General features: G+C 42.7%; 24 protein-coding genes and 1 tRNA gene. 6 read left to right on the plus strand and 19 right to left on the minus strand.

The genetic code is table 11. The annotated features are described in order from the left end of the window. Positions 1-191: 191 nt before the first annotated feature. The 3 genes from LLF92_08430 to LLF92_08440 all read left to right on the plus strand — a co-directional run bounded on the left by LLF92_08430 (position 192) and on the right by LLF92_08440 (position 2790). The gene (locus LLF92_08430; protein ID MCE5341135.1) at positions 192-1055 is read left to right on the plus strand and encodes a ThiF family adenylyltransferase; all 864 of its coding nucleotides are present in this window, start codon (positions 192-194) and stop codon (positions 1053-1055) included. A gap of 186 nt (positions 1056-1241) precedes the next feature. Beyond that, a complete protein-coding gene (locus LLF92_08435) occupies positions 1242-1526 on the plus strand; it encodes a hypothetical protein (protein ID MCE5341136.1) in 285 nt (94 codons plus the stop codon). An 88-nt stretch (positions 1527-1614) separates the two neighbouring features. Beyond that, positions 1615-2790, plus strand: coding sequence for a tyrosine-type recombinase/integrase (locus tag LLF92_08440; GenBank protein ID MCE5341137.1), 1176 nt, complete (start codon positions 1615-1617; stop codon positions 2788-2790). Positions 2791-2855: 65 nt separating this feature from the next. Here LLF92_08440 and LLF92_08445 read toward each other — a convergent pair. The 3 genes from LLF92_08445 to LLF92_08455 all read right to left on the minus strand — a co-directional run bounded on the left by LLF92_08445 (position 2856) and on the right by LLF92_08455 (position 4166). Beyond that, positions 2856-2929 (minus strand) — tRNA-Arg (locus LLF92_08445). Between the two features lie 8 nt (positions 2930-2937). Further along, positions 2938-3165: a hypothetical protein gene (locus LLF92_08450; protein MCE5341138.1), complete on the minus strand. Its 228-nt coding sequence runs from the start codon at positions 3163-3165 to the stop codon at positions 2938-2940. Between the two features lie 14 nt (positions 3166-3179). Next, the gene (locus LLF92_08455; protein ID MCE5341139.1) at positions 3180-4166 is read right to left on the minus strand and encodes a metallophosphoesterase; all 987 of its coding nucleotides are present in this window, start codon (positions 4164-4166) and stop codon (positions 3180-3182) included. A 124-nt stretch (positions 4167-4290) separates the two neighbouring features. Between LLF92_08455 and LLF92_08460 the strand changes: the two genes are divergently transcribed. Next, the gene (locus LLF92_08460) at positions 4291-4512 is read left to right on the plus strand and encodes a hypothetical protein (protein ID MCE5341140.1); all 222 of its coding nucleotides are present in this window, start codon (positions 4291-4293) and stop codon (positions 4510-4512) included. A gap of 63 nt (positions 4513-4575) precedes the next feature. Here LLF92_08460 and LLF92_08465 read toward each other — a convergent pair whose 3' ends face one another. The 9 genes from LLF92_08465 to LLF92_08505 form a co-directional block, all read right to left on the minus strand. Further along, positions 4576-5529 carry an aldolase catalytic domain-containing protein gene (locus LLF92_08465; GenBank protein MCE5341141.1) on the minus strand — a complete coding sequence of 318 codons (954 nt, stop codon included), beginning with the start codon at positions 5527-5529 and terminating at the stop codon, positions 4576-4578. A gap of 7 nt (positions 5530-5536) precedes the next feature. Continuing rightward, positions 5537-6646 carry a 3-dehydroquinate synthase gene (aroB, locus tag LLF92_08470; protein ID MCE5341142.1) on the minus strand — a complete coding sequence of 370 codons (1110 nt, stop codon included), beginning with the start codon at positions 6644-6646 and terminating at the stop codon, positions 5537-5539. Position 6647: 1 nt separating this feature from the next. Beyond that, positions 6648-7160, minus strand: a complete 513-nt coding sequence (locus LLF92_08475) for an adenine phosphoribosyltransferase (protein MCE5341143.1) — start codon at positions 7158-7160, stop codon at positions 6648-6650. Between the two features lie 28 nt (positions 7161-7188). Continuing rightward, positions 7189-8004 carry a sigma-70 family RNA polymerase sigma factor gene (locus LLF92_08480; GenBank protein MCE5341144.1) on the minus strand — a complete coding sequence of 272 codons (816 nt, stop codon included), beginning with the start codon at positions 8002-8004 and terminating at the stop codon, positions 7189-7191. 149 nt (positions 8005-8153) lie between these two features. Then, on the minus strand, positions 8154-9926 hold the full coding sequence (locus tag LLF92_08485) for a 30S ribosomal protein S1 (protein MCE5341145.1): 1773 nt from the start codon (positions 9924-9926) through the stop codon (positions 8154-8156). A gap of 137 nt (positions 9927-10063) precedes the next feature. Next, positions 10064-10915 carry a 4-hydroxy-3-methylbut-2-enyl diphosphate reductase gene (ispH, locus tag LLF92_08490; protein MCE5341146.1) on the minus strand — a complete coding sequence of 284 codons (852 nt, stop codon included), beginning with the start codon at positions 10913-10915 and terminating at the stop codon, positions 10064-10066. A 27-nt stretch (positions 10916-10942) separates the two neighbouring features. Beyond that, entirely contained in the window at positions 10943-12340 is a 1398-nt protein-coding gene (locus tag LLF92_08495) for a 1-acyl-sn-glycerol-3-phosphate acyltransferase (GenBank protein ID MCE5341147.1), read from the minus strand. Beyond that, on the minus strand, positions 12337-13008 hold the full coding sequence (cmk, locus tag LLF92_08500; protein MCE5341148.1) for a (d)CMP kinase: 672 nt from the start codon (positions 13006-13008) through the stop codon (positions 12337-12339). Before cmk ends, LLF92_08495 begins: the two co-directional genes overlap by 4 nt. Positions 13009-13121: 113 nt before the next feature. Beyond that, the gene (locus LLF92_08505) at positions 13122-14384 is read right to left on the minus strand and encodes a SpoIIE family protein phosphatase (protein MCE5341149.1); all 1263 of its coding nucleotides are present in this window, start codon (positions 14382-14384) and stop codon (positions 13122-13124) included. 156 nt (positions 14385-14540) lie between these two features. Here LLF92_08505 and LLF92_08510 point away from each other — a divergent pair, with 156 nt between their 5' ends. After that, the gene (locus tag LLF92_08510) at positions 14541-14807 is read left to right on the plus strand and encodes an acylphosphatase (protein MCE5341150.1); all 267 of its coding nucleotides are present in this window, start codon (positions 14541-14543) and stop codon (positions 14805-14807) included. Positions 14808-14813: 6 nt separating this feature from the next. Next, positions 14814-16556 (plus strand): ABC transporter ATP-binding protein/permease, encoded by a 1743-nt coding sequence (locus LLF92_08515; protein MCE5341151.1) that lies wholly within the window; start codon positions 14814-14816, stop codon positions 16554-16556. Between the two features lie 51 nt (positions 16557-16607). On the opposite strand, the gene arfB is transcribed toward LLF92_08515, so the two are convergent. The 7 genes from arfB to LLF92_08550 form a co-directional block, all read right to left on the minus strand. After that, positions 16608-17021, minus strand: a complete 414-nt coding sequence (arfB, locus tag LLF92_08520; protein ID MCE5341152.1) for an aminoacyl-tRNA hydrolase — start codon at positions 17019-17021, stop codon at positions 16608-16610. Between the two features lie 166 nt (positions 17022-17187). After that, on the minus strand, positions 17188-17613 hold the full coding sequence (locus LLF92_08525; GenBank protein ID MCE5341153.1) for a hypothetical protein: 426 nt from the start codon (positions 17611-17613) through the stop codon (positions 17188-17190). 8 nt (positions 17614-17621) lie between these two features. Further along, a complete protein-coding gene (locus LLF92_08530; GenBank protein ID MCE5341154.1) occupies positions 17622-18458 on the minus strand; it encodes a phosphatase PAP2 family protein in 837 nt (278 codons plus the stop codon). Then, the gene (locus LLF92_08535; protein MCE5341155.1) at positions 18455-19687 is read right to left on the minus strand and encodes a hypothetical protein; all 1233 of its coding nucleotides are present in this window, start codon (positions 19685-19687) and stop codon (positions 18455-18457) included. Before LLF92_08535 ends, LLF92_08530 begins: the two co-directional genes overlap by 4 nt. Beyond that, the gene (mnmG, locus tag LLF92_08540) at positions 19665-21500 is read right to left on the minus strand and encodes a tRNA uridine-5-carboxymethylaminomethyl(34) synthesis enzyme MnmG (GenBank protein MCE5341156.1); all 1836 of its coding nucleotides are present in this window, start codon (positions 21498-21500) and stop codon (positions 19665-19667) included. The genes LLF92_08535 and mnmG overlap by 23 nt, the downstream gene beginning before the upstream one ends. 123 nt (positions 21501-21623) lie before the next feature. Continuing rightward, positions 21624-22004: a holo-ACP synthase gene (gene acpS, locus LLF92_08545; protein MCE5341157.1), complete on the minus strand. Its 381-nt coding sequence runs from the start codon at positions 22002-22004 to the stop codon at positions 21624-21626. Between the two features lie 6 nt (positions 22005-22010). Then, complete coding sequence (locus LLF92_08550) at positions 22011-23153, minus strand: peptidylprolyl isomerase (GenBank protein MCE5341158.1); 1143 nt, start codon at positions 23151-23153, stop codon at positions 22011-22013. Positions 23154-23191: the final 38 nt, after the last annotated feature.

Genomic DNA, 23191 nt, shown 5'->3' on the forward strand with positions numbered 1-23191 from the left:
TGAGATATTAAAACACCGAGCCGAATTAAAACATAAAACAATGGTTGAAAGAAAAAAAGTTAATAGTAGAATGAGCGTTGTTGAGCCGAAAAAGCTCTCTTAGAAAAGAGCTTCTTTTGTGCCATTCTTGCTGACGACATAAAGTAAGGTGATTTGTTAACAACGCTCTTTTAGAACTGCCAGTAGAGATAATCTATGCGTCCAGATGCTATGAGAGAACGCCATTCGACAAAACAGAGGTAAAAGTACTTTGGAACAAGAAGGTTATTATATTGGGCTGTGGCACTGGCGGCAGTTTAATTTCACTTGAGATGGCAAGAGCGGGAGTAGGCAGCATAACACTATGCGATCCTGAAAGACTTGAGTTGGCTAATATTTCACGGCATGAAGGCGATTTGTTGGATGTCGGCAAACTAAAGACGCAGATAGTCGCAGAAAGAATCAGCCGGATCAATCCTGCTATAAAAATCACGACGTATCCAGAAGATATATTCGATAAGTCCCAAGAAAAGGTAACCGAAATCGTATCTGGCCATGACCTTGCCATAGCCGCGACCGACAATACCGCCATTCAACTGGTTATCAATGAAATTATGCACAAGCTTGGTATTGCCTGTGTGTTTGGTGGCTGCTATGAAGAGGCACGAGGTGGAGAGATATTCTTTACCTTGCCAAGTGAAAATATGCCATGTCTGGCCTGTCTTCGAGGCGGCTTGAAACAGCCGCAAAGGAATAAAGATATAGATTACAGTACCGCCAAAGGACCGGAAGATTATCATGGTCAGCCCGGTCTACATTCAGCGGTTAATTTTATAACATCGATTGAAGTGCAGATATGCCTGGGTATTCTCCTTAGAGGAAGTACAAGTTCTGAACTTGCCAGGATGATTGATGTTAAGAGAAATTTTCTGCTTATAGGCGGTATGATGTCGGAAGGATTTTATCGATTTAGAAAACCGTTTGACATTTATTATCAACCATTGAGCGGGCCACGGGAAAATTGTCCTGTTTGCGGGAATGTTGAAATATCAGTTGAAATTGGAGGAAAATCATAATGAGTTTTTTAGATATATTTAAATCAATTATCTTATCCTCAGCAAATAACCAGAGCGATAACTGCAACGACGACTATAGATACAGTTTGTTCTCACATAAACGACCATCAAAGCAGGATAAATATGTTAAGGTAAAAAGCAAAGGTGCTGAAAAACAATATCGCATTAACAAATATGGTGAAGTCTTTGAAGAGTGAGACTAAAAATTTTGATTCAATGAATATGGAAACACGACCATCTAATTTCTGTTTTGCTGAAAAACCAAGCATTTTCGCCGACTTAATGACAGAGGAAGAATTAATAATATTTTTAAGAATTCCAGAAATTAGTAATTCGGAAGATTATCACAATGTTATTGAAAATCTCAAACGTATGCACGGGCTGCCAAGAATTCATATATGTGGAAAAGTAATTTATCCGAGAGAGGCTATTTTGGAATGGGTCAGAGCCAAAACAATTACCGAAAAATAATACTTGCGCTGATTCAGACAATGCGGTATAATCCGGCTTGGGTTAATCCGAGCCTAACCAGCATCATAAGTCGGAAAGGAATGACAATATGAAAAAGCTGGTAACGCTCTGGCAGAGGCCATCTTCCGATGGCCGCTCTTTCACATATTATATGATTTATTTTGACTCTAACGGCAAAAGAAAACAAAAATCTTTGGGTCATGCCGACAAGCGAAAAGCTTTAAAACAATGTGTCGAACTGGAAAATGAACTTACAAATAATTATGTTCGAATAGAAACAATGAAATTGAGTCAGCTTATCGAGGATTATACCAAGAGAACAAAGCATCAAGTCAGACAAAGCACTCTTCGAGAAGCCGCTATTGCTATGAGAGATTTTATTAAGTGCATCGGCGACATTGATTATTTGAAAGTCAAACATCAGGATGGCGAATGCTTTTTACAGCATTTTTTGGAAAAAGGAAATTCGCCAGCAACTGTTGGCAAAAAACTACGACATCTTAAGAGGATATTTCAGTTAGCATTAGAACGTAGACAACTTGAAGAAAATCCATTGCATTTTGTCAAGCAGCCTAAAGTAGCTAAAAAACTGGTGCGTATTCTAAGTCCGAAAGATTGTGAAATGCTGATAAAAGCGGCAACACAGTATCAGGCAACTAAAAATTATCTGCAATGGGACTTACTCATCCGATTGGCTTTGTGTACCGCAATGCGACGAGGCGAACTTCTGAATATCACATGGTGTGATATCGATTTTGATAAAAAGACAATTGAAGTTTCCCCGAAACCAGATTCTGATTTTACCTGGTTATGGCAAATCAAGGATACAGACAGGCGAAAGCTACCTTTGACTGATCAGGTTGTAACAATGTTGGCTGAATTGCAAAGTATCGCACCCGAAGGTTATCCTTATGTATTCGTTCCTGCTGAAAGGTATGACCATATTCAAATCAAACGCAAGGCAGGCGAATGGTCTGAAGAACATGGTAAATGTCCAATAAATAATTTTACTCGCCAGTTCAAGGACATATTAAGAATGGCTAGCCTTAAAGATTTTGAATTTCATGACATTAGAAGAACTTGTTTAAGCAGGTGGCTTGAACGAGGGCTTAGCGAATTTGAGGTTATGAATTTGGCGGGGCATTCAACATTTGAAACCACAAGGAAGTTTTATCTGGCTGTCAATAATAACCTTGTTGACCGTGCCCGAGCAACTTTTGATAAGATGCCAAAGTCAGATTCTGTTGCAGTTTTGTTGCAGTAACCCTCTTTCGAGTAGTAAGCAAAAAATGGACAACCATAACTGCCTACTAATTATGATTTTACAAACGCACCCGACAGGACTCGAACCTGTAACCTTCGGATTCGAAGTCCGTGACTCTATCCAATTGAGCTACGGGTGCTTGAAGGTCTAAGTCTTTGTAGTATAACCACTTGATGCAATTATTGTCAAGCCTTTTAAGAAAATGCACTGAAACGCCGTTTCCAACAGAAAACAGGCCGCAAGATAATTTCCCGCTGCCTGTGCAGCCAAAACTGCCGGCGTAAAAACATTTACCCCAGCGAAAAGACCTGCCGCGGCTCCCAAAGAATCGCTGATAAGGCCGCGTCGCGAAATTTTCATATCATTACCAGACATTTCACTAACCTTCACTAATCAGATTCGTTTATATTCCAGCCGTAATCTATGTATTGATGTTCGAAAGTGCCGTCATCATATAAATCGAAAAGACCGTAGCCTTCCTGTGTTTCCTGATGTGGCCCCTTCCACCATCGGCCGCAGACTGCGCCGTCAGAAATATAATGTACGTCATTATATACTATATGCTCTAGAAGATGTATATGGCCGCTAACGCAAAGCTTTACATTTTTATGCTGCCAGAATAAGTCTTTGAGCTGCCTTGCGTTGATAATCATTCTCGAACCGGGAACAATCCAGTCGCCAGTCTTTTCATTATTGCCACCGTAAAAATATGCGCCGACGGAAACGATTGGTATGTGAGTAAAAATCGCAATGTATTTTTCACCGGCTGATTTAATCTGGTCTTCAAGCCAGGCAAATTGATCAGCCTCGATTTTGCCAATGCAATATGTATCAGTAGGAACAATACTATCGAGCACAATCAATCGCCAGTTGCCTTTGTCAAAACTGTAATATCTGTCGGTTATATCAAGCTCCTGGAGCATTCGCTTAACGCCCCAATTGGGCTCATTACCTGTTGTTCCGCTTTTCTTTTTATTTATTCCCCAGTAATCATGGTTGCCAACGCAATACTTGACTGGCAGCCTGCATTCTTTTTTCATTATGTCTTTGAAGAGTGTCCAATACATCTCGGTCGTCTGGTCATTCTCGCCGATAGTATCTATTAGATGGTCGCCGCCGGTAATAATCATTTCAGGCATATCTTTATGCGAGTGTATATGCTTCAGCGCAAGAGCAAAACCTTCAGGAGCATTTTTGTCCGACCTCAAATGAATATCGGTCATATGTGCAAATCGCAGGCTTCTCTTTCCTCTGGCCGCCCCTGTTTCACCGTTTTTATTAAACTCGAATCCGTTGCACGAAGACAGGCCGGCTATAGCGGCAATTGAACCGCCGAGAAATGACCTTCGTGTAATCTTACCAAAGCCCTGAAACATTGCAAAATATCCTTTACGCAAACCATTGTGCATACTAAATTAAATAAGAAAAACAATCAATCTTTTTCTCTTGAAGTCTATTAAGGTGTTTTTAGAATCATATTATATTTTTAAGGTATTGCTAATGTTTTTTTTGAATCCAAAGCATCCTAAAATTGTATTTTTTCTATCCTTTATTACCACATCTTGTCTGGGCAGCAATCTGGCGATGGACTGGAAGAAAATGAACATCTTCGGCGAACTTGGCGACAGATGGTACAAAGGTGTGATACTTTGGTGGGGACTTTTTGCCGCGTGTATAATCTCGCTGGTTATTACCTTTTCGCAAATTGTCTTCGGAAATTAATTTAAAAATGCCGCCAAAAAATATCCGAGCAATTAAACCAAACCCTTTTTTATTGCGATGATTTTACAAATTATCGAAAGACTCACGCATTCTTTCATAAAATTCTGCGTATTTATCTTTGTCTGGTGTTTTACGAACGCTGATCGCCGATTCCGGATGCCTGTTCAGAATACCTGTAACCATAAACGGAATTAAATAGCCCCATTCCAGTTCTTTGCACATTGGAATCATATAATCTTCGATAACTTTCAAAATTGGCGTCAGGCTGAATTTGGGATTTTTCAAAAAGCCCATAATCAGCTCCAGCGGACAGTTGCCTGCACCTCTGCCGATGCCGTAGAGTGATGCGTCGACATAGTTGGCATTATGAATTATCGCTTCGATTGTGTTGGAAAATGCAAGCTGTTGATTATTATGACAGTGAATACCTATTTCCATTTTTGCCGGCAAATGCTGCCTGTACAGATTCACCATATATTCGATTTGCTCGCAGTAAAAATAACCGTAACTGTCCACAACATAAACAACATTTACCGGCGTTTCCGCAAGCTGGTCGAGAGCTTCAATTAAATCTTTTTCAATTTCTATCGAAGCCGCCATAATATTTACTGTTGTTTCATACCCCAGGTCGCTTGCGATTTTTACCATCGCGATTGCCTTGTCGATATCCTTGACATAAGTTGCCATACGAATCATATCGACCGGACTTTTTTCCTTCGGCTGAAATTCCTGTTCCTTGACTCGATGAGCGTCAACCATTATGGAAATTTTCGTTTTGGATTCGATGCCGTCGATGATTCTGCTGATTTTATCGTCGTCGCAATATTTCCACGGCCCATATTTCGCTTCAGGGGAAAGTGTTCTGCTTGAACGATAGCCCATCTCCATATAATCAATGCCTGCGTCTGAAATCGCCTTGTAAGCCGCACGCACAAACTCATCTGTGAAATAATGATTATTGATTAATCCGCCGTCGCGTATCGTACAATCCAGCACTTTGATTTTTTCTCTGAACATTTTTCCCTCAATATTTCTTCTTCAACAAAATATCAATCGCATCCTCAACAATTTTGCGTTCTACTTTATGCGCATACTCTCCATTGCGGCATAAAACTTTCCCTGTCTTTTCGAGCAGCACAAATCTCGGCCATTTCTGCACAGCCTTTTTATCTCTGCTGACAATATCAAGAATTTTTTTCTTAGTAATTGATTTCGGAATATTTAAATCTATTTCCAGCCTGGCGAATATATCTTTCATCGCCTGAATTCTTTTTTCACCGCCGAGCCCGAGTTTTTGCTCGATGATATTCGCAGCTATAATCCCAATCGCAACAGCCTGTCCGTGCAGAATTTTATAGTTGCTGGCCGATTCCACTGCGTGCCCGATTGTATGACCGTAATTTAAAATTCTGCGTTTGTTTTTCTCATAAGGGTCTGTCTCGACAACATCCGCTTTTATTTTACAATTTCTTAATGCGATGTATTCCAGCGGTTTGGTCTTGCGGGCAAGTATGTCTTTTAGATTTTTGTTCAGAAATTTGAAATATGTTTCATCAGCTATCAGCGAGTGTTTTACTGATTCGACCATACCTGCGTTGAATTGTTTTTTATCAAGTGTTTTCAATGTGCTGACGTCTATAAAAACAGCCGCAGGATTTTTAAACGCTCCGAACGCGTTTTTGCTGATTAGCGAATCGACTCCTGTTTTGCCGCCTACAGACGAATCCGCCTGCGCGACTGTAGTTGTTGGAATCTGAACAACATTAATGCCGCGTTTGTAAATCGCCGCGACAAACCCCGCCATATCACCGACAGTTCCCCCGCCGATTGCGATTACAGCGGTGTCTCTGCCCAAAGCGCGTTTTTCCATCGTCTCGATAATTTTAATAACGGTATTTATATGTTTGGATTTTTCGCCGGCCGGCCTGATTATGAATCGCGGAATATTTTCTTTGCCAAGCAAAGTTTTGATATGTTTTGCTTTTACGACATTCGCGTCTGTGATTACGAACAATTCTTTATTCGGAAAGATTTTTTTAATTTGCGAAAGAACTGTTGCCAAAAAATTTGAGCCGATTGTTATTGTGTAATTGTCGGCTGATATTGCAGGAATTTTGACTTTAAGCTTTGGCATTTTAATATATCATTTCGGTGGAAATATTATATTTTTCTATTTTCTTCCTGCCTGCCAGTTCTTGCAGTTCCATCAGGAAAGCGATAGCCTGAATTTTTCCGCCAAGCTTTTCGATTAATTCACACGCCGTAGCCATAGTCCCGCCGGTCGCGAGCAAATCGTCGACCATCAAAACCTTTGAGTCTTTTTTTATCGCATCGGCCTGCATTTCAAGAACACTCTGACCATATTCAAGGTCATACGACATAGAATCTGTCTTGCCCGGCAGTTTGCCTTTTTTCCTGACCGGTACAAAACCTGCGTTCAGTTTTAATGCAACTGCTGCGCCCAAAATAAAACCTCGTGCGTCAATCGCGACGACATAATCGATTTTTTGATTTTTGTATCTGTTCGAAATGGCTTCGATAGAAGCGGCGAAAGCGTCTTTGTCGGCCAGCAAAGGCATAATATCATAAAATAAAATACCCTTCTTCGGCCAATCGGGGATTGTGCGAATGTGCTTTTTTAAATCCATTTATGTGCCTCAACTAAAATTGTAATTTTTATTGGCAATTCATTAATTCGTTGAGGGCGCCGAGTGCCTGCTGCTGAATTTGTCTTACCCTCTCACGAGTAAGGTTAAGTTTAGCACCAATCTGCTTTAAAGTCAACGGTTCTCTGCCTTCAATGCCGAACCGCAATTTGAGCACTTCGCCGCATCTGCCGGGTAGTTTATCCAGCATTTTGACGACTTTGCGGAGCTCTTCTGCGTTGGCAAGTTCGTCTTCCGGTAATTCCTCGCTGACTTGTGGAACTTTTTCCTGAACTGATGTGCTTTCTGAATCGTTATCATTATCCAAAGCCGTGTGAACAGAATCCGCGATTTCTTTTATCGCAATTATTTTCTTCACCGGCAGTTTCATTTCGTTTGCAATTTGATTTACGCTCGGCGTCTCCGAAAGTTTTTTCTGTAATTCCGTAACAACCTGCCTGTACTGATTTACAAGTTCAACCATATAAGTTGGAATCGACAACGGCCCGCCGTCCATAAGCAAAGCACGTTTAATTGTCTGCTTAATCCACCACGCCGCGTAAGTGCTGAAGCGAACTCCAACCTCCGGGTCGAAAGAATCAACCGCGCGAATCAGACCGAGATTTCCTTCCTCTATTAAATCGCCCAGCGATAATTTGCCCGTAGCGAATCGTTTTGCGATACTGACTACAAGACGTAAGTTGCTGCGAACAAGAATATCTCTGGCTTCAGGGTCATCGCAATCAATAATGCGATTGGCAAACTCACATTCCTGCTCCCAGGTAAGAAGAGGCGATTCATCAATCTCTGTCAAATACTCTTTTATCGTTGTGTCAAATATAGTCATTGTAAGATTCCTATTATAGGACTTTAAGTTCATACATCTTTACTGATGACAATATCGACTAAAAATGGGGGGTGGATAACGAACATCGCACAAAAAAAAGGCCGTTCTCGACATCGAAAACGGCCTTTGGGTGTTAAAACTTAAACTATTTACTCTTTAGGCTGAATTGGAGGAATCATCAAACCTTCGCCGTCAAGTCCGCCTCTGCGTGGAGATGCCGTAGAAGATGAAGATGTCGGCTCGTTCATATCTGGTGCTGGAACAGCCTTTGAATCTTCTTCTGCCCATTTTACTCTTCTCATTGAAAGACCGATTTTTCTCGAGTCGCTGTCAACGCGAAGAATCTTTACTTCGACTTCCTGACCGGCCTTTACAACATCCTGCGGGTTGTCGATTTTGTGGTCTGCTATTTCAGAGATGTGCAGCAAACCTTCGAGGTCTGATTCGAGTTCGACAAAAACGCCGAAGTTCGTAATCTTTGTAACAACGCCTCTGACAATCTGACCCGGCAGATATTTTTCCGGAATCGCGTGAACCCACGGATCTTCTGTCAGTTGTTTGATGCCAAGAGATATTCTCTGTTTGTCTTCATCGACTTCCAGAACAACGCATTTAATCTGCTGGTCTCTTGTGAGCGCTTCGCCCGGATGATTGTATTTCTTAGTCCAGCTTATATCTGAAATGTGAATCAGGCCGTCAATGCCCGGCTCGATTTCAACAAATGAGCCGTAGTTTGTAAGACTTGTAATCTTGACGTTGACAATTGTGCCCTGCGGATATTTCTGTGAAGCGACAGCCCACGGATTAGCCTCAAGCTGTTTTACGCCGAGAGAAATTTCCTGTTTGTCTTTATTAACATCGAGTACAACAACATCGATTTGGTCGCCGAGCTTGTACAGATCGCCCGGATGATTGATTTTCTTTGTCCAGCTCATTTCGCTGATGTGAACAAGGCCTTCTACGCCTTCTTCGAGTCTGACGAAAATGCCGTAGTTCATCACGTTGACGACTGTGCCTTTTACTTTCGAGCCGATTGGATAACGTGTTTCGATATTTTCCCACGGACTTGAACTCTTCTGTTTGAGACCGAGAGAAACTTTTTCGTTTTCCTTATCGACGCCGATAACGACACATTCGATTTCCTGATCGAGATGAACGACTTCAGATGGATGCGTTACTCTGCCCCAGCTCAAATCTGATATATGCAGCAGACCGTCTAAGCCGCCCAGGTCAACGAATACACCGAAGTCAGCGATATTCTTGACAATGCCCTTGCGGGTCTGACCGATTTCGATTTCAGCAAGCAGTTTTTCTTTGCCTGCCGATCTCTGGTCTTCGATAATTTTCCTGCGTGATATAACGATGTTTTTATTTTCCTGGTCAATCTTGAGAATTTCACAGGTAACATCCTGTCCGATGAATCTGCTGATATCGCCCGGCTTACGGATGTCAACTTGTGACGCAGGCAAAAAGACAGGTACGCCGATATCGACAAGCAAACCGCCTTTGATTCTGCGGATAACTTTGCCGGTAACCATATCGCCTTCTTTGTGTGATGTGATAAGACGTTCCCAGCCTCTGATTCTGTCTGCTTTGCGTTTGCTAAGAATGATAAGACCGCCGGAATCAACTTCTTCGAGCAATACTTCGATTTCAAGGCCCGGCTGAATTTCTGACGGGTCGTCAAATTCTGATGCTTCGACAGCGCCTTCGCTTTTAAGACCGATTTCGAGAATGACATCGTTGCCAATCTGCTGAATAATTCTGCCTTTGAGAATTGTACCAGGGGTTAATGCGTCAACTTTTTTCTCCAGAGCTTCAGCCAGTAGTTTACTGTCTGCATCGGTGAACAATTCATTGATTTTGCTCTCGATTTCCTCTGGGGTGAATCCTAATTTTCTAACTATATTTCTATCTACCATTTTTTTCCTTTTTCGTGGAGTATATTAATCCGGCTTTCGCGTCCTCCACATCACGCTTTAAACGCGAAACCTTTAGTAAAACAAAAACGCATTGACTACATCGCCAACGCGTATCTAAATCCCTGAAAACAAATTGGCTATTTTCTTATTTTCTTGTTATCGAATCTCCGTAAGTTTTCAACAAAGTCGTCAATAACCCATTGCGGCGTAGATGCGCCAGCCGTAATGCCGGCAACATTATTACCGAAAAGGATAGTTTTATCAAGTTCTTTCCAGTTTTGCAAATGAAAGGTTTTTTTATTGTACTTTTGGCATAATTCCGCCAGCTTCCTCGTGTTAGCACTGTGCAGCCCGCCGAGGATAAACATAATATCAACCTTCTTGCAAAGCTCTACCGCACAGCTCTGCCGTTTGATTGCCTCTTTGCATAAAGTGTTAATAACTTTAAGCTCCGTAAAGTCAGTTTGCGCAATTTCAGCCAGCATTTGAGCGAAATGTTCAGGGCTTTGCGTAGTCTGACAAATAACGCCTAACTTCTTCTGTTTGCTTAACTTAGATATATCACTTTTGCTGCCAATTACTGCGATATCCGGTGCCGAGCCGAGAACCGCTTGCACTTCAGGATGTCCTTTGTCCCCTATTATAACAACTTTATAACCTTGATTGTGAAGCAGTTTGGCGATTTTTTGTACCCTTTTTACGAGAACACAGGTTGCGTTTACAATTTTAAGACCTTTGTCCTCTATTTTTTGAATTTGTGCGGCGGTTGCACCATGTGAACGGATGATAACGGTGCCGGATTTGATTTTTTCGACTTTTTCAGCGATTTTCAAACCTGCGTCAGCCAGTTTTTGAACAACGTCTTTGTTATGGATGATTTCGCCGAGGCTGTGAACATTTTTCTCTTTGGCCAGAGTTTTTTCAGCCATATTAATGGCGTTTCTGACTCCGGGACAAAATCCGCTGCTTTTCGCTACTATTACTTTCATAAAATCTTACCTAAATTAAAAAAGGTGTCAGGAGTCATTTCCATAATCAAACGGCTTTCTGCCAACCATCAACCGCAATTCTTTTTGCATTTCTCTCAAAACCTGCGTCAGATAGTGAGCAAATTCTCTGTCGCCCATTTCTGCAACTTTAGAAGCCGGGATAGGTTCGCCGTAAGTTACATAAACTTTTCCATAAGAGAAATATTTGCGATGCCTCGGCCAGGCTTCATAAGCGCCATCAATTACAGAAGGTATAATAGGAACATTTGCTTTTCTTGCAAGCAGTCCAAAACCGGGTTTCATTTCCGCTATTTTGCCGTCTTCTGTTCGTGTCCCTTCAGGATAAAGCACAAGGCCATAGCCTTTGTTAAGTTTTTCAATAAACGCTCTGATTGCCGTCAAGTCTGCCTGGCCTCTTTTAATCGGTATAGCATTAAACGAATGCACAAGTTTGCCGAACACCGGACTCGTAAAGAGCGTATCCCTTGCCGCAAAGCAGCACTGACGCTTCAGCGGGTCTGCGTTTATCATTGGGTCCAGAAAACTCTGATGATTTGACAAAAGCAAAAACGCTCCTTCATCCGGAACATAATGTTTATTGAAAGCTGTCGGATTAAAATAAAGTCTACAGACAATTCTGCATCCCTGCCGCCACAGACAATACCAGTAGAAATTAATTTTTCGTTTCATTGTTTCAATAAATGACTTTGGCGTCTGCACGGCCGGAGCAGTCTCAACGACAGGCGATTTCGCTGCTTCTTCCTGGTTATAAACAAATGGTTTTCTGCCGACTTTCAAGCGGAGTTCGGTTTGCATTTGCCGCATCTTTTCCGTCAATTCGGACATAAACTCTCTATCCGATTCGGGTGCGATTTTTTCAGGGTCGATAGGTTCGCCGTATTGAATGCATATCTTTCCGTCCAGCGCGGGAAAACCCTGCGTTCTCGGCCAGCACTCGAATGCGCCGTCAATAACAACTGGAATAATTGGCACATTAGCTTTTTTCGCAAGAAGCGTAAAGCCGGGTTTCAGATGTGCGATTTTGCCGTCGCGAGTCCTTGTGCCTTCGGGAAAGAGAACCAGTCCGCAATTTTGTTTCAATTTCTCGATACATTCCCTTATCGCACCGATATCCGCGTGATTCCTCTTTATGGGAATGCAGTTATATACACGAAACACAAATCCAACAAACGGAATCCTGAAAAGGTTGTCGCGCGCCGCGAATACACTTCTCCTGTTAACCGGCACAACAACAAACATCGGGTCGAGCCAACTCTGGTGATTACACAGCAGAATAAATCCGCCGCGCTTCGGAACATTTTCAACGCCGAAGAAGCGGATTTTGAAAAACAGCATACAGAAAAATCTGCACGGCCAGCCACAGATAAAATACCAGATATATTGCAGAAACTTTAATATTTTCATTTCAGTTTTTTCACAAGTCCTAAAATTTCTTCAACCACCTGCTCAAGCGTCAAATTTGTAGTATCCAATAAAACCGCGTCTTTGGCAGGAGTCAGCGGAGCAACTTTTCTTGAAGTATCCTGTAAATCGCGATTTTCTATTTCCTTCTGCAAGCTGCCTATATCTACTTTATAACCGTTTTGAGCAAGTTCCAGTGCCCTTCTTTTTGTGCGTTGGGTGTTATCAGCAGTTAAAAATATTTTCAAATTCGCATCCGGAAAAACTACCGTGCCCTGGTCTCGTCCTTCTGTTACGATTTTTTCGCTGCACGCGGCAAACTCTCTTTGAAGCTTAACGAGCCGCCCGCGAAGACTTGCCTGCGAAGCAATATAATGAACGTTAGCAGTTACTTTCGGGTCGCGTATTTTTTCTGTCGCGCCAATGCCGTTTATCTTTACGACCATCACGCCGTCTTGGATTTTAAACTCGAAGTTGGTACTGTCGATGATATTTTCAAGTTGAGCGACATCATTGAAATCGCAGTTGCTCTGCATTGCCGCAAGCGTTACCGCCCGATACATCGCGCCGGTATCGAGAAACAAGGCGTTAAGTTTTGCTGCAAGGAGTTTCGCCGTCGAGCTTTTCCCGCTGCCCGCCGGCCCATCGATTGTTATTATAAGTCGATTCATTAAATGGTAATCTTTTGAAAACTATATAGAATCATAAAGTTGATTTTTTTATTAAAACAATTTCGGCATTTAGCCGAATCCATAATTTTGATTTTTGATTTTTAATTTTTGATTTAATTTCTATCCGATACTCTGACGGCAACAATACTCGTATCGTCAGTCTGACGTGCAAGGCCGATAAATCTTCTTCGCAGCGTCAGCGTATTATTTACAATATCCGCCGCTGTACCGGAAACACACTGCTTAAAAGTTTTAAACAGATTTTCGATACCCCAGATTTTCCCATCGAAGTTCACCGCGTCAATCAAACCATCGGTATAAAAAAGAATTCTGTCTTCGTCTTTGAGTGCGATTTTTTCAATTTCGTATTCGGCATCTTTCATCACACCCAGAACCAGACCGCCTTTAGACAACTCACGAATTTTTCCGCCGCGATAAAGCAGTGTCGGTTCGTGCCCGCAGCTGCAGTAGGTCATTGTCATATCTTTGGCGTTTAAAATCGCGTAGAACAGCGTAATAAATTCGCCATCCCTGCATTCGTCGCAGGCGTTGTTATTTAGTTTGCGAATAATTTCCGTCATTGAATGACGCATGTGTCCGCCATCGGCATAAGCGCGTATCATACCGCGAAACGAACTCATCATAATCGCCGCCGGAATACCTTTGCCGATAACGTCAGCGATAGCGATTGCAAGACAATCATTATCGAGTCTGATAAAATCATAAAGGTCGCCGCCGACGCCGAAGCATGGTTTGTATGCCGCCGCAATCTCAAGTCCCTTGATTTTCGGCGCCGCATCGGGAATCATTCGCCGCTGAATAATACTCGCAAGCCGAACCTGCTGCGCAACCTGCTCGCCGGCCAAAGCTCTGGAATAATATTTTGCGTTTGTGATAGCAACTGCGCACTGCGAAGCAACCGAACGTGCCAGTGAAATATCATCTTCAGTAAATCCGCCGACTCTTGGCCGATAAAGCCGCAGTACGCCGACAGGTGTATTCTTGAATAGCATCGCAACTGTAAGTTGGCTGATAATGCCTTCTTTTTCAGAAGCGTCTTTATATTTAACTCGTTCATCTTTGCTCATATCATCGATGATGACCGCTTCGCCCGCAAATGCCGCCTGAATTACAGGGTCTTCGCGCGTAACCGGCCCTTTATTCCTGTATTCTTCGCTAAGGCCGAAAGTGCTGCGCATTTTCAAGTCGCCGGCATCATCATCCAATAATCTTAGTGAGCAGGCCGATGCGCCGGTAATTTCCACCGCCGCCCGTGCCAGTTTATCGAGCACTTCGCCGAGCGCAAAACCACCCGCTACCAGTGTGATTAACTGATATAACTGCTCTTCACGCTTATTCTTTCCAAGTATTTTCATATCTTTATTTTAACTGGGTATTATAACACCCTTTATATTAATTTTAAATTAAGAATATCTTTTTTTTATTATTGTATTTTTCCCCCTTTAAGGTAAAAATTCCTACAATTGCCAAATTGGCTGGGATATATTATACTTACAAGCAGGGTAATTTCAATGACAATCGCAAAGTACATAATTTTCAGTGGTTACGTTCAGGGCGTCGGCTTTCGCTTCACCGCCAAGAACATCGCTCGCCGTTACGAGTTGACCGGCTATGTCCGCAACCTCGAAGAAAGCAAAGTTGAAATGCACCTGCAGGGCGAGCCGGAAGATATTGAAGATTGCATTGAAGATTTGAAGCAGTCCTTTACAATCAGAGATGTGGAAATCAAAGACGCCGACGTGAACACATCGTATGAGGATTTCGGCATCGCACTCTAAAATTAAATGAAGACAACTCCAAAACGAAATTTGTTTCAAAGTTACAAAATTCTTCTTTCACACCAATGGGGAAAACTTGCGCTTACATTTTTTTTCAATTTGATAAAAGCAAGTCCCGCCTGGCTCATGCCTATTGTTACCGCGATGATGATTGACCTGGCCACCGGCGATGACCCAAAAAAAATCAGGAAACTTGCGTATTATACTATTTTTATGCTCGTGCTCATCGCGCAAAACGTCCCGACGCATACTATTTATGCCAGAATGTTAAGCGATGTAATGCGAGGCATCAGTCTTTATCTTCGCAGAGAACTTTGCCGCCAGCTTCAGCGGTTGAGTATTTTGTATCATCACAAATCTAACATCGGCAAACTGCACTCGAAGATTATCCGTGACATCGAGATAGTCGAGCAAACGCCTCGAATCCTTACCGAACAGGTATTCAACTTTATATGTCAGGTAACAATCGCTGTCGTCGCGATATCGATTCGCAAACCAATTGCGTTATTATTCTTTTTAATTGCCGTACCGATTGCAGTATTTATGAAAAAAATATTTGAAAACAGGGTCAGAAAAAGCGCAAAGAGTTATCGCTATGCGATGGAGAATATGAGTTCATCGATAAATGATATGCTGAATATGATTCCCATTACCAGAGCGCACGGCCTTGAGGAATACGAAGTAAAAGAAATCGACGCCAAAATTTCCGCTGTGTTCCGCAGAGGCAAACAGTTCGATACACTCGTCGCGATTTTCGGTTCTTCCGCATGGGCGGCAATGACAATGCTGCATATCCTGTTTATCGCAGGTTCTGTTTACGCCACAATGAAAGGACACATCAGTATTGGAGACGTTGTGCTTTTCAATTCGATGTTCCTCGTGTTAACCGGCCAGACACTTATGATTATCAGCACGCTTCCGCAGTTGAGCCAGGCCGGAGAGTCCGTCAATTCGATTTACGAAGTGCTGACGTCGCCGGATTTGGAAGAAAACAGCAGCAAAAAACCTTTCGATAAGATTGATGGAAAATTTGAATTCACAAACGTAACTTATCGATATCCTGAAACAACCCGCCACGCACTGAAAGATTTTTCGCTTACAATCGAACCCGGCCAATCCGTCGCGTTTGTCGGTCCAAGCGGAAGCGGAAAATCTACCGTACTTTCGCTCGTACTCGGCTTTATTCGTCCAAACAGCGGTAAAATGCTAATCGACGGCAGAGACGTTATGGAAATGGATTTACGAACATACCGAAAATTTGTCGGCGTTGTTACACAGGAAAGCATTTTCTTTTCCGGCAGCCTTTATGAAAACGTCGCGTACGGCGACAAAAACACAACTCCAGACGAAGTAATCGAAGCATTAAAAGCCGCCGATGCGTGGGATTTCGTGGAGAATTTGCCGGAAGGCATTTACACAAACATCGGTTCTGACGGCTTGAAACTCTCCGGCGGACAAATGCAGAGACTCGCGATTGCCCGTGCGATTATCAGAGACCCAAAAATTGTGATTCTCGATGAAGCCACCAGTTCACTCGACGTCGAATCAGAAGAACGAGTCAGATTAGCGTTAGATAAGCTCGTAAAAAATAGAACAACATTTGTCGTCGCGCACAGGGTTTCAACGACCAGAAATGTTGACAAAGTTATAATCCTAAAGAATGGCAAAATTACCGAACAAGGCTCGCCGGCAGAATTACTTACAAGAGAGAATTTTTATTCCAACGCTGTCACCCAAAACAAAAAGTGACACATCTTGTGTCATTCCCGCGCAGGCGGGAATCTATACATTTAAGTAAAATCATTCACTTGTAAAATTCTTCTCTCTGTGTTTCTTAATATCGCTTCTCATCTTCTTGTGTTTCAATCGTTTTTGAACCGCAGAATAAGTTGGCTTTGTTGGTTTTCGTTTTTTAGGCACACGCAACGCAGCTTCGATTACATCTGTTAATTTCTCGATTGCAAAATCACGATTAGCCCTTTGTGTCCTGAACCGCTGGCTTTCGACAATCAGCCTGTTATCCTTTGTGAGTCTTGATGAAAGTTTTTTAAGTATGATTTCTTTTTGTGCATCCGTCAAAAAGCTGCAAGTCGGAATATTGATTATAACCGCGACTTTGGTATTAAGTTTATTTACATTCTGTCCGCCCGGCCCGGAACTTCTGGACGTTTGAAACTCAAGTTCATTTTCTAATATTTGAATTTTATTCAACATCCTATTTTTGCTCTTTTGCACACTTTGTCATTTCGACCGGAGTCTTGCGAAAGCAAGACAGAGCGGAGAAATCTTTTAAAAACAGAAAATTCCACAAATCTTCATTCTGCAATCTTCAATCTTCAATCATTCGTGTCTTAGTGTCTTCGTGGCTATCGTTTAAAATCTAATGGGATGAATTATCATTGACAGGCGGCCTTTGTGCCAAAATACAAACTAACCTTCTCGACGAAACCAATTGTCCTGCCGCAAAAAGCTGAAAATAATATTCACCCGGCTGATGAAACGCCAGCCCCTCGAAAACAAGCACAACTGAAACATTGCTTTTAACATCAGGAAAATTAATCTTCGCTTTTTGAGCGAGAAGTACTTTTTCATCGTTTTGCGAATCTACTAACCGAACCTCTACTTCAGTAACATCGTGCCCGTTAGTCATTTCAGCAAAAAAGAAAAGACGCGGAAAACGAATCGGATACTGCGGTGCAATAATCCTGTCGATAATTCCTATCAGACTCGACGTCTTGGTTGGAGCATCGAACAATACTCGTTCGCATACGACCGTCGAAATAACTACCGGCGGAACATTTCCCATAACTTACCTCACAATAATTTTGTACTTTTATTCAGCATTTGCTGAATTGCCATTGCCAGACAAAAGCATCCTGCCAAAAGAACGCTGCTTAATGAAAAGATGTATAAATCTTTAAACCCTTTGGACATCACATCCAATGAAGGAATCAGAAAAATACCGACGACAGCAATACTACGCCATCCCGCACCCAAAGGGAACTTATTTTTTTCAAGCCATTTTTCACAAATCAATATCGCGATTCTGCCGCAAATAATCCCCAAAGCCGCGCCCACCAAAACATCCGAAGGATAATGAGCCAGCCCGATTACACGCAAAAAACCAACCGCAAATGCCGCAAGCAGCAAAACCACAAATGGAAATCCAGGAACAAACGACGTCGCAGCCGCGACAACTGCAAAAATTGTCGCCGTATCGCCTGAAGGAAAAGACTGATTGAGAGGTTTGTGCAGGCCAAAGAAATAAGATTTAGCCTTTTCTGTTTTTTCTCCAAGCTGCGATTTTGTCTGATTTGCAAAATATAAATTCGGGCGCTGCCTGTCAAAAATCATTTTTTCCGGAGAAACAACGGCAAGCACCAAAAGCAGAGCGATAGCGCCAATAAGAATAATTTCAATTCTTTTTTTCAGGAATCCCAACACAAACACAAGCCACAGCGGAACATAAGTCTTTCCCAGCGGCTTGATTAGTTTCGCAACAAAAGATTCATCTAATTCCCTATGAGTATCAAAAATCTTACCTGACACATAGGAATCAAAAAAGAAATAACTGACAATCGCAGCTGTAATCAAAAAAACGACAGATGCAAAAACAAACCAATTAATCTTATTTATTTTTGCCTGTTTCATAATTTTAAACTCAAAACTTTAACGCCGTCAACTATTTTGCATGTATGCACCGCAAATTTTTTAGCATAATCCGGTTTTGCCTTCGGATAATCCTGTTCAACTGCCTGTTTTAATTTTTCAACACTTGCTGATTTCACTAAAGCGCCGCTTGCTCCCCTATCGCCGCCGCCGAGCATACGCTCACCAAGCACACCGGGCACTTCCCTGGCGATATCACACATCGCTTCAAGTTCCGGTCCGGAAATCTTATATTCATCCCGCAGCCCGAGTCCGTCTTCTCTGAAAACAGAACCGACTGTTTCAATATCGCCATTCCGCCAGGCTTCCAGCATTTTATAAAATCTTTTCTGCGCTTTATAAATATAGTTTAGCCTGTCGCACATATCAGGATGCGTTGACTTAAACGCCTTTGTAATTTCATTAAAGAGCGTTTCATCTTTCACATCGGCAAGATTTTTAATTTTAAATCCCTTTGCCTGCGCAAGCTTGACTAATTCTTCGCATTCAGCTCTTCTAATTTTGTATGTCGATTTATCAAGCCCCGGCCTGTTCGTGCCGGTATCCATCACAACGATTCGCAAATCTTCGCCGCCTTTGCCAAGCGGTACATAATCTATTTTTCGCTGCGTCGGATTGTAATGCGTACCCATATTTTCACGAGCAAACAAAATCATAATCTGGTCTAACTGTCCGCACGGCGAACCGATATATTCGTTCTCAACAGCCTGCGCCATATCTACAATTTTAAAATCGTCGCCAATCTTAATGCCGTTCACTTCAAGCATTGTTAGAATCAGATTAAGAGTAAGCGAAGCCGACCGGCTCATCCCGCCGCCGGGAATATTGCCGTAAAGTATACCGTCGATGCCCTTGCTTAATTTGTACCCTTGCTTGTTCAATATGTAATCAACGCCGTAAGCAAACCTGCACCATTTGTGCGCGTTTTTTTCAGATTTAGGACTGGGCACATTTCCGCATTCGAATTCGACAACGCCGTCATCGGGAAAATTCTCGCTGTAAAGTCTGTTCTTATTTGTGCCGTTCGGCTTGTAAGCGAACCAGATAAATCTGTCCGTGCCGACCCCGAAAAGTTCGGTGCCGTTATAATCGCCGTGCTCAACGCCCAGACAAAAACGCGAAGATGTTCGCCTGATTTTTGCGTTGCTTATATTAATGCCGATTTGATTTGAAATCTCTTTTAACTTCTCAATTGCCTGTGTGTCTTGCATTTTCTTTTCTCAAATGAATTTGAACAATCATAATATCCGCCGGCGTAATACCGCCGAGTCTGCCTGCCTGTCCAAGCGTCGCGGGCTTGAATTTTCTCAATTTCTCTTTCGCCTCGGCTCGCAGGTGTTCAACCTTATCATAATCAAGGTTTTCAGGCAATTTTAATTTTTCATTTTTCTGATACTGCACAACTTCTTTAGCTTCTTTCGCCAGATAACCCTCATATTTAGCGTCCGTGAATACGCTTTCGACGACATCCGCCCGAATATTCATCACTGCCAGCTCCGGCATATCCGCAATTTCATGATGAATCGGATTCTGCGGCTGCTTCAAATAATCCCAAAGCGATTTACCGCCTTTGCGAGTACTCTGCAAAAATTCCGTCAGAGTTTTAATTTGCTCAACTGTTTGCAGATACCTGCTCCATCGCAAATCATCGACCAGCCCGATATCTCTGCCGATTTGCGTCAGCCGTTTATCAGCGTTATCGCTCCGCAAACTCATTCGCCATTCCGCCCGCGATGTAAACATCCTGTAAGGTTCGTCAATTTCACGTGTCAGCAAATCGTCAATCATAACGCCGATATATGCCTGGTCGCGTCCCAAAACTATCGGCTCTTTATTATCCAAAAGTCTCGCCGCGTTAATGCCCGCCATAATCCCCTGACCGGCCGCCTCTTCATAACCGCTCGTTCCATTGACCTGACCGGCCATAAACAGCCCCTTGATTTTTCGCGTCTCAAGACTCGGTTTGAGTTGTATCGCCGGACAATAATCATATTCAATCGCGTAAGCATAATGAACTATCTTCGCGTTTTCAGTCCCCGCCATAAGCTTGAGCATTTGTTCCTGCACATCCTCCGGCACAGATGTACTTATTCCGTTGCAGTAAATCGTGCGCTGCTCCTCATCTTCAGGCTCAAGAAAAACCTGATGCCGCGTCTTATCAGAAAACCGCATAATCTTCGTTTCAATACTCGGACAATACCGCGGCCCAGTTGAAGCAATCTGCCCCGTGTACATCGGTGCCCGGTCCATATTATCCATCAGAAGTTTATGAATTTTTTCATTAGTATATGTTATCCAGCACGGAATCTGTTGCCGTGTAATGGAATCAGTTAAAAACGAAAACGGCGATGGCTTTTCATCTCCGTATTGAACCTGCGTCTTGTCATAATCGATTGTCGTTGCATCGAGTCGCGCCGGCGTTCCGGTTTTCAATCGCTGCACATCGAGTCCAAGTTTTCGCAGACAATCCGAAAGCTCGTTAGATGCCGGCTCACCGAGTCTTCCGCCCGGCCATTGTTTTGTACCGGTGTGCATTACGCCCTTGAGAAATGTCCCTGCGGTTACGATTACTGTGCTTGCGTTAAACGTTCTGCCGTCAGTGCAGACAACCCCCCGCACCTGATTGTCATCAACGATGATTTCTGCAGCCATTCCATCGATGATTGTAAGATTTTCAGTTTGTTCTAAAAGTTTTATAATACAGGCCGAATATTTATATTTGTCAATTTGAGCGCGGGGCGATTGAACCGCTGCGCCTTTAGAGCGATTAAGAAGTCTGAATTGAATACCGGTCGCGTCGGTCGCGATTCCCATTATCCCGCCGAGCGCATCGACTTCTTTTACAATTTGGCCTTTTGCGATTCCGCCGATAGCAGGATTGCAGCTTGCCTTGGCGATGGTTTCTTTGCTAATGGTCAGCAGTAGAGTTTTCGCTCCGATTTTCGCCGCCGCATGCGCAGCCTCCGCCCCCGCGTGTCCCCCACCAATAACAATACAATCAAAATTATTAATATCACCAGACATATTTAATCAGTGTAATCCGCGTAATCAGCGATTAAAAAAATCTGATGCAGTATTCTACAAATCTTCATTCTACAATCTTCAATCTTACATTTTTTGTGTATATTCGTGTTCATTCGTGGTTAATTATTTTGTCAGTGCCATTGCAGAAGCCATAACGAAATTCGCCGTATGACTGATACTCAAATTTATTTCACCGATTTTCATTTCGTCGGCGATTCTTTTAACTTCGCCGCTAAGCGTTACTATTGGCTTTCCGAGCGGATTATTTACAATCTCGATATCAGTCCAGGCAATCTTCCCGCGCCAACCCGTGCCCAATAGTTTCAATACTGCTTCTTTAGCCGCAAATCTGCCGGCAAGTTTTTCGATACGGTTTTTCACTTCGTTCGCCTGCTTCTGTTCAGCGGGCGTGAAAACTCTATCAAGAAAACGGCTCTCGTGCCGCTCAAGCATCTGCTCGATTCTCGGACAATCAACTAAATCTATACCGTGTAAAATTTTCATTATAAGTTATTGTGCCCTGCAATCGTTGTATGCCTTTTCCAGACAATATTCTACAAACTGGTCTGCGTAGGTCAAATCGACCTGTTTAATAATTTTATCCATCATATCATTTACGACTTTCTTGCGTTTTTCAAGCTGCATTCTCGCTTCGACTTCGCCCTGCACCTGTTCGAACGGCTTGTTCATCGATTCTTTTTTATCTATGAGTTTAACGATAAAAATATGCCCTGAAGATTTAATTGGCTCGCTGACGTCTCCGTCTTTCATATTAGCCGCCGCTTTTTCGATTACATCATAAGGCGCCGCCAGCGTCCCCGGCACAACCGGCTTCCACAGTCCGCCGTCTTTAGCAGAATAATCCTGCGAATATTTTTTCGCAAGGTCGTTGAAATCTTCGCCGTTTTTAATTTTACCAATAATTTCCGCCGCAAGTTGGTCGGCCTTTTGATCACCGCCTACGTTCGGGTCGTTGGCGTCGTATAATTTGTAAGGCAAAATATCTATTACACGGAAAGTCAATTGTGCTTTCTGCTCGTAATTGTCAGCTTTTATTTTATTGTAGTAAGCCAGCAGTTCAGAGTGCGTAATTGGCTTTTCATCTTTAAGTTCTTCAGAAATGAAAGACTGAATTAGTATCGCTCTTCGCTGTTCTCTATAAAATTCTTTCCAGTTGGTTCCCATCTTGGCCAGCAGTTTTTCTACTTCCGAATAATTCCCGCCGCATCGCGCGATAAACTTCTGCACTTCTTCTTCGACGATTTTATCGATTACTTCATCGCTAACGCCTTCCGGCAGCGCAGCCTTTGCTTTTTGATATAACTTAATATCCGCAACTCTCTGCAAAAGCATATTCGCGACCATAGGTCGTGCGCTGATTTTGAAATGTTCAAAATCCTGTTCTTTCGCAAGCTGTCTGAAGTTCGCGATAACAGGCTCTACAAGTTCGTCCGCGGTAACAGCCGTCGATTCAACCGAAAGCACCAATCCTCCCGTTGGCACCGGCATATCCGGCATTTCCTTCGGCGGAGTAATGGAATCTAACCGTGCCGGGTCAACCGCCGGCCCTTTGGCAGCCTCTTCACAGCCATAAAAGAACATCATCCCGAAAACCGCTATAAGCGAAACTATAAGTATTTTTTTCATGTCCATTTTATTTCCTTACATCCTTGTATTTTTGGTATCATTGC

The sequence above is a fragment of the Planctomycetaceae bacterium genome, assembly GCA_021371795.1.
In the GTDB taxonomy this organism is placed as follows: domain Bacteria; phylum Planctomycetota; class Phycisphaerae; order Sedimentisphaerales; family UBA12454; genus UBA12454.

What these genes read in the sequence shown, in the direction of transcription:
- LLF92_08440 (MCE5341137.1), top strand. Translation starts at nt 1,615, where the DNA reads ATGAAAAAGCTGGTAACGCTCTGGCAGAGGCCATCTTCCGATGGCCGC.
- LLF92_08450 (MCE5341138.1), bottom strand. Translation starts at nt 3,165, where the DNA reads ATGTCTGGTAATGATATGAAAATTTCGCGACGCGGCCTTATCAGCGAT.
- LLF92_08455 (MCE5341139.1), bottom strand. Translation starts at nt 4,166, where the DNA reads ATGTTTCAGGGCTTTGGTAAGATTACACGAAGGTCATTTCTCGGCGGT.
- LLF92_08460 (MCE5341140.1), top strand. Translation starts at nt 4,291, where the DNA reads ATGTTTTTTTTGAATCCAAAGCATCCTAAAATTGTATTTTTTCTATCC.
- LLF92_08465 (MCE5341141.1), bottom strand. Translation starts at nt 5,529, where the DNA reads ATGTTCAGAGAAAAAATCAAAGTGCTGGATTGTACGATACGCGACGGC.
- aroB (MCE5341142.1), bottom strand. Translation starts at nt 6,646, where the DNA reads ATGCCAAAGCTTAAAGTCAAAATTCCTGCAATATCAGCCGACAATTAC.
- LLF92_08475 (MCE5341143.1), bottom strand. Translation starts at nt 7,160, where the DNA reads ATGGATTTAAAAAAGCACATTCGCACAATCCCCGATTGGCCGAAGAAG.
- LLF92_08480 (MCE5341144.1), bottom strand. Translation starts at nt 8,004, where the DNA reads ATGACTATATTTGACACAACGATAAAAGAGTATTTGACAGAGATTGAT.
- LLF92_08485 (MCE5341145.1), bottom strand. Translation starts at nt 9,926, where the DNA reads ATGGTAGATAGAAATATAGTTAGAAAATTAGGATTCACCCCAGAGGAA.
- ispH (MCE5341146.1), bottom strand. Translation starts at nt 10,915, where the DNA reads ATGAAAGTAATAGTAGCGAAAAGCAGCGGATTTTGTCCCGGAGTCAGA.
- LLF92_08495 (MCE5341147.1), bottom strand. Translation starts at nt 12,340, where the DNA reads ATGAAAATATTAAAGTTTCTGCAATATATCTGGTATTTTATCTGTGGC.
- cmk (MCE5341148.1), bottom strand. Translation starts at nt 13,008, where the DNA reads ATGAATCGACTTATAATAACAATCGATGGGCCGGCGGGCAGCGGGAAA.
- LLF92_08505 (MCE5341149.1), bottom strand. Translation starts at nt 14,384, where the DNA reads ATGAAAATACTTGGAAAGAATAAGCGTGAAGAGCAGTTATATCAGTTA.
- LLF92_08510 (MCE5341150.1), top strand. Translation starts at nt 14,541, where the DNA reads ATGACAATCGCAAAGTACATAATTTTCAGTGGTTACGTTCAGGGCGTC.
- LLF92_08515 (MCE5341151.1), top strand. Translation starts at nt 14,814, where the DNA reads ATGAAGACAACTCCAAAACGAAATTTGTTTCAAAGTTACAAAATTCTT.
- arfB (MCE5341152.1), bottom strand. Translation starts at nt 17,021, where the DNA reads ATGTTGAATAAAATTCAAATATTAGAAAATGAACTTGAGTTTCAAACG.
- LLF92_08525 (MCE5341153.1), bottom strand. Translation starts at nt 17,613, where the DNA reads ATGGGAAATGTTCCGCCGGTAGTTATTTCGACGGTCGTATGCGAACGA.
- LLF92_08530 (MCE5341154.1), bottom strand. Translation starts at nt 18,458, where the DNA reads ATGAAACAGGCAAAAATAAATAAGATTAATTGGTTTGTTTTTGCATCT.
- LLF92_08535 (MCE5341155.1), bottom strand. Translation starts at nt 19,687, where the DNA reads ATGCAAGACACACAGGCAATTGAGAAGTTAAAAGAGATTTCAAATCAA.
- mnmG (MCE5341156.1), bottom strand. Translation starts at nt 21,500, where the DNA reads ATGTCTGGTGATATTAATAATTTTGATTGTATTGTTATTGGTGGGGGA.
- acpS (MCE5341157.1), bottom strand. Translation starts at nt 22,004, where the DNA reads ATGAAAATTTTACACGGTATAGATTTAGTTGATTGTCCGAGAATCGAG.
- LLF92_08550 (MCE5341158.1), bottom strand. Translation starts at nt 23,153, where the DNA reads ATGGACATGAAAAAAATACTTATAGTTTCGCTTATAGCGGTTTTCGGG.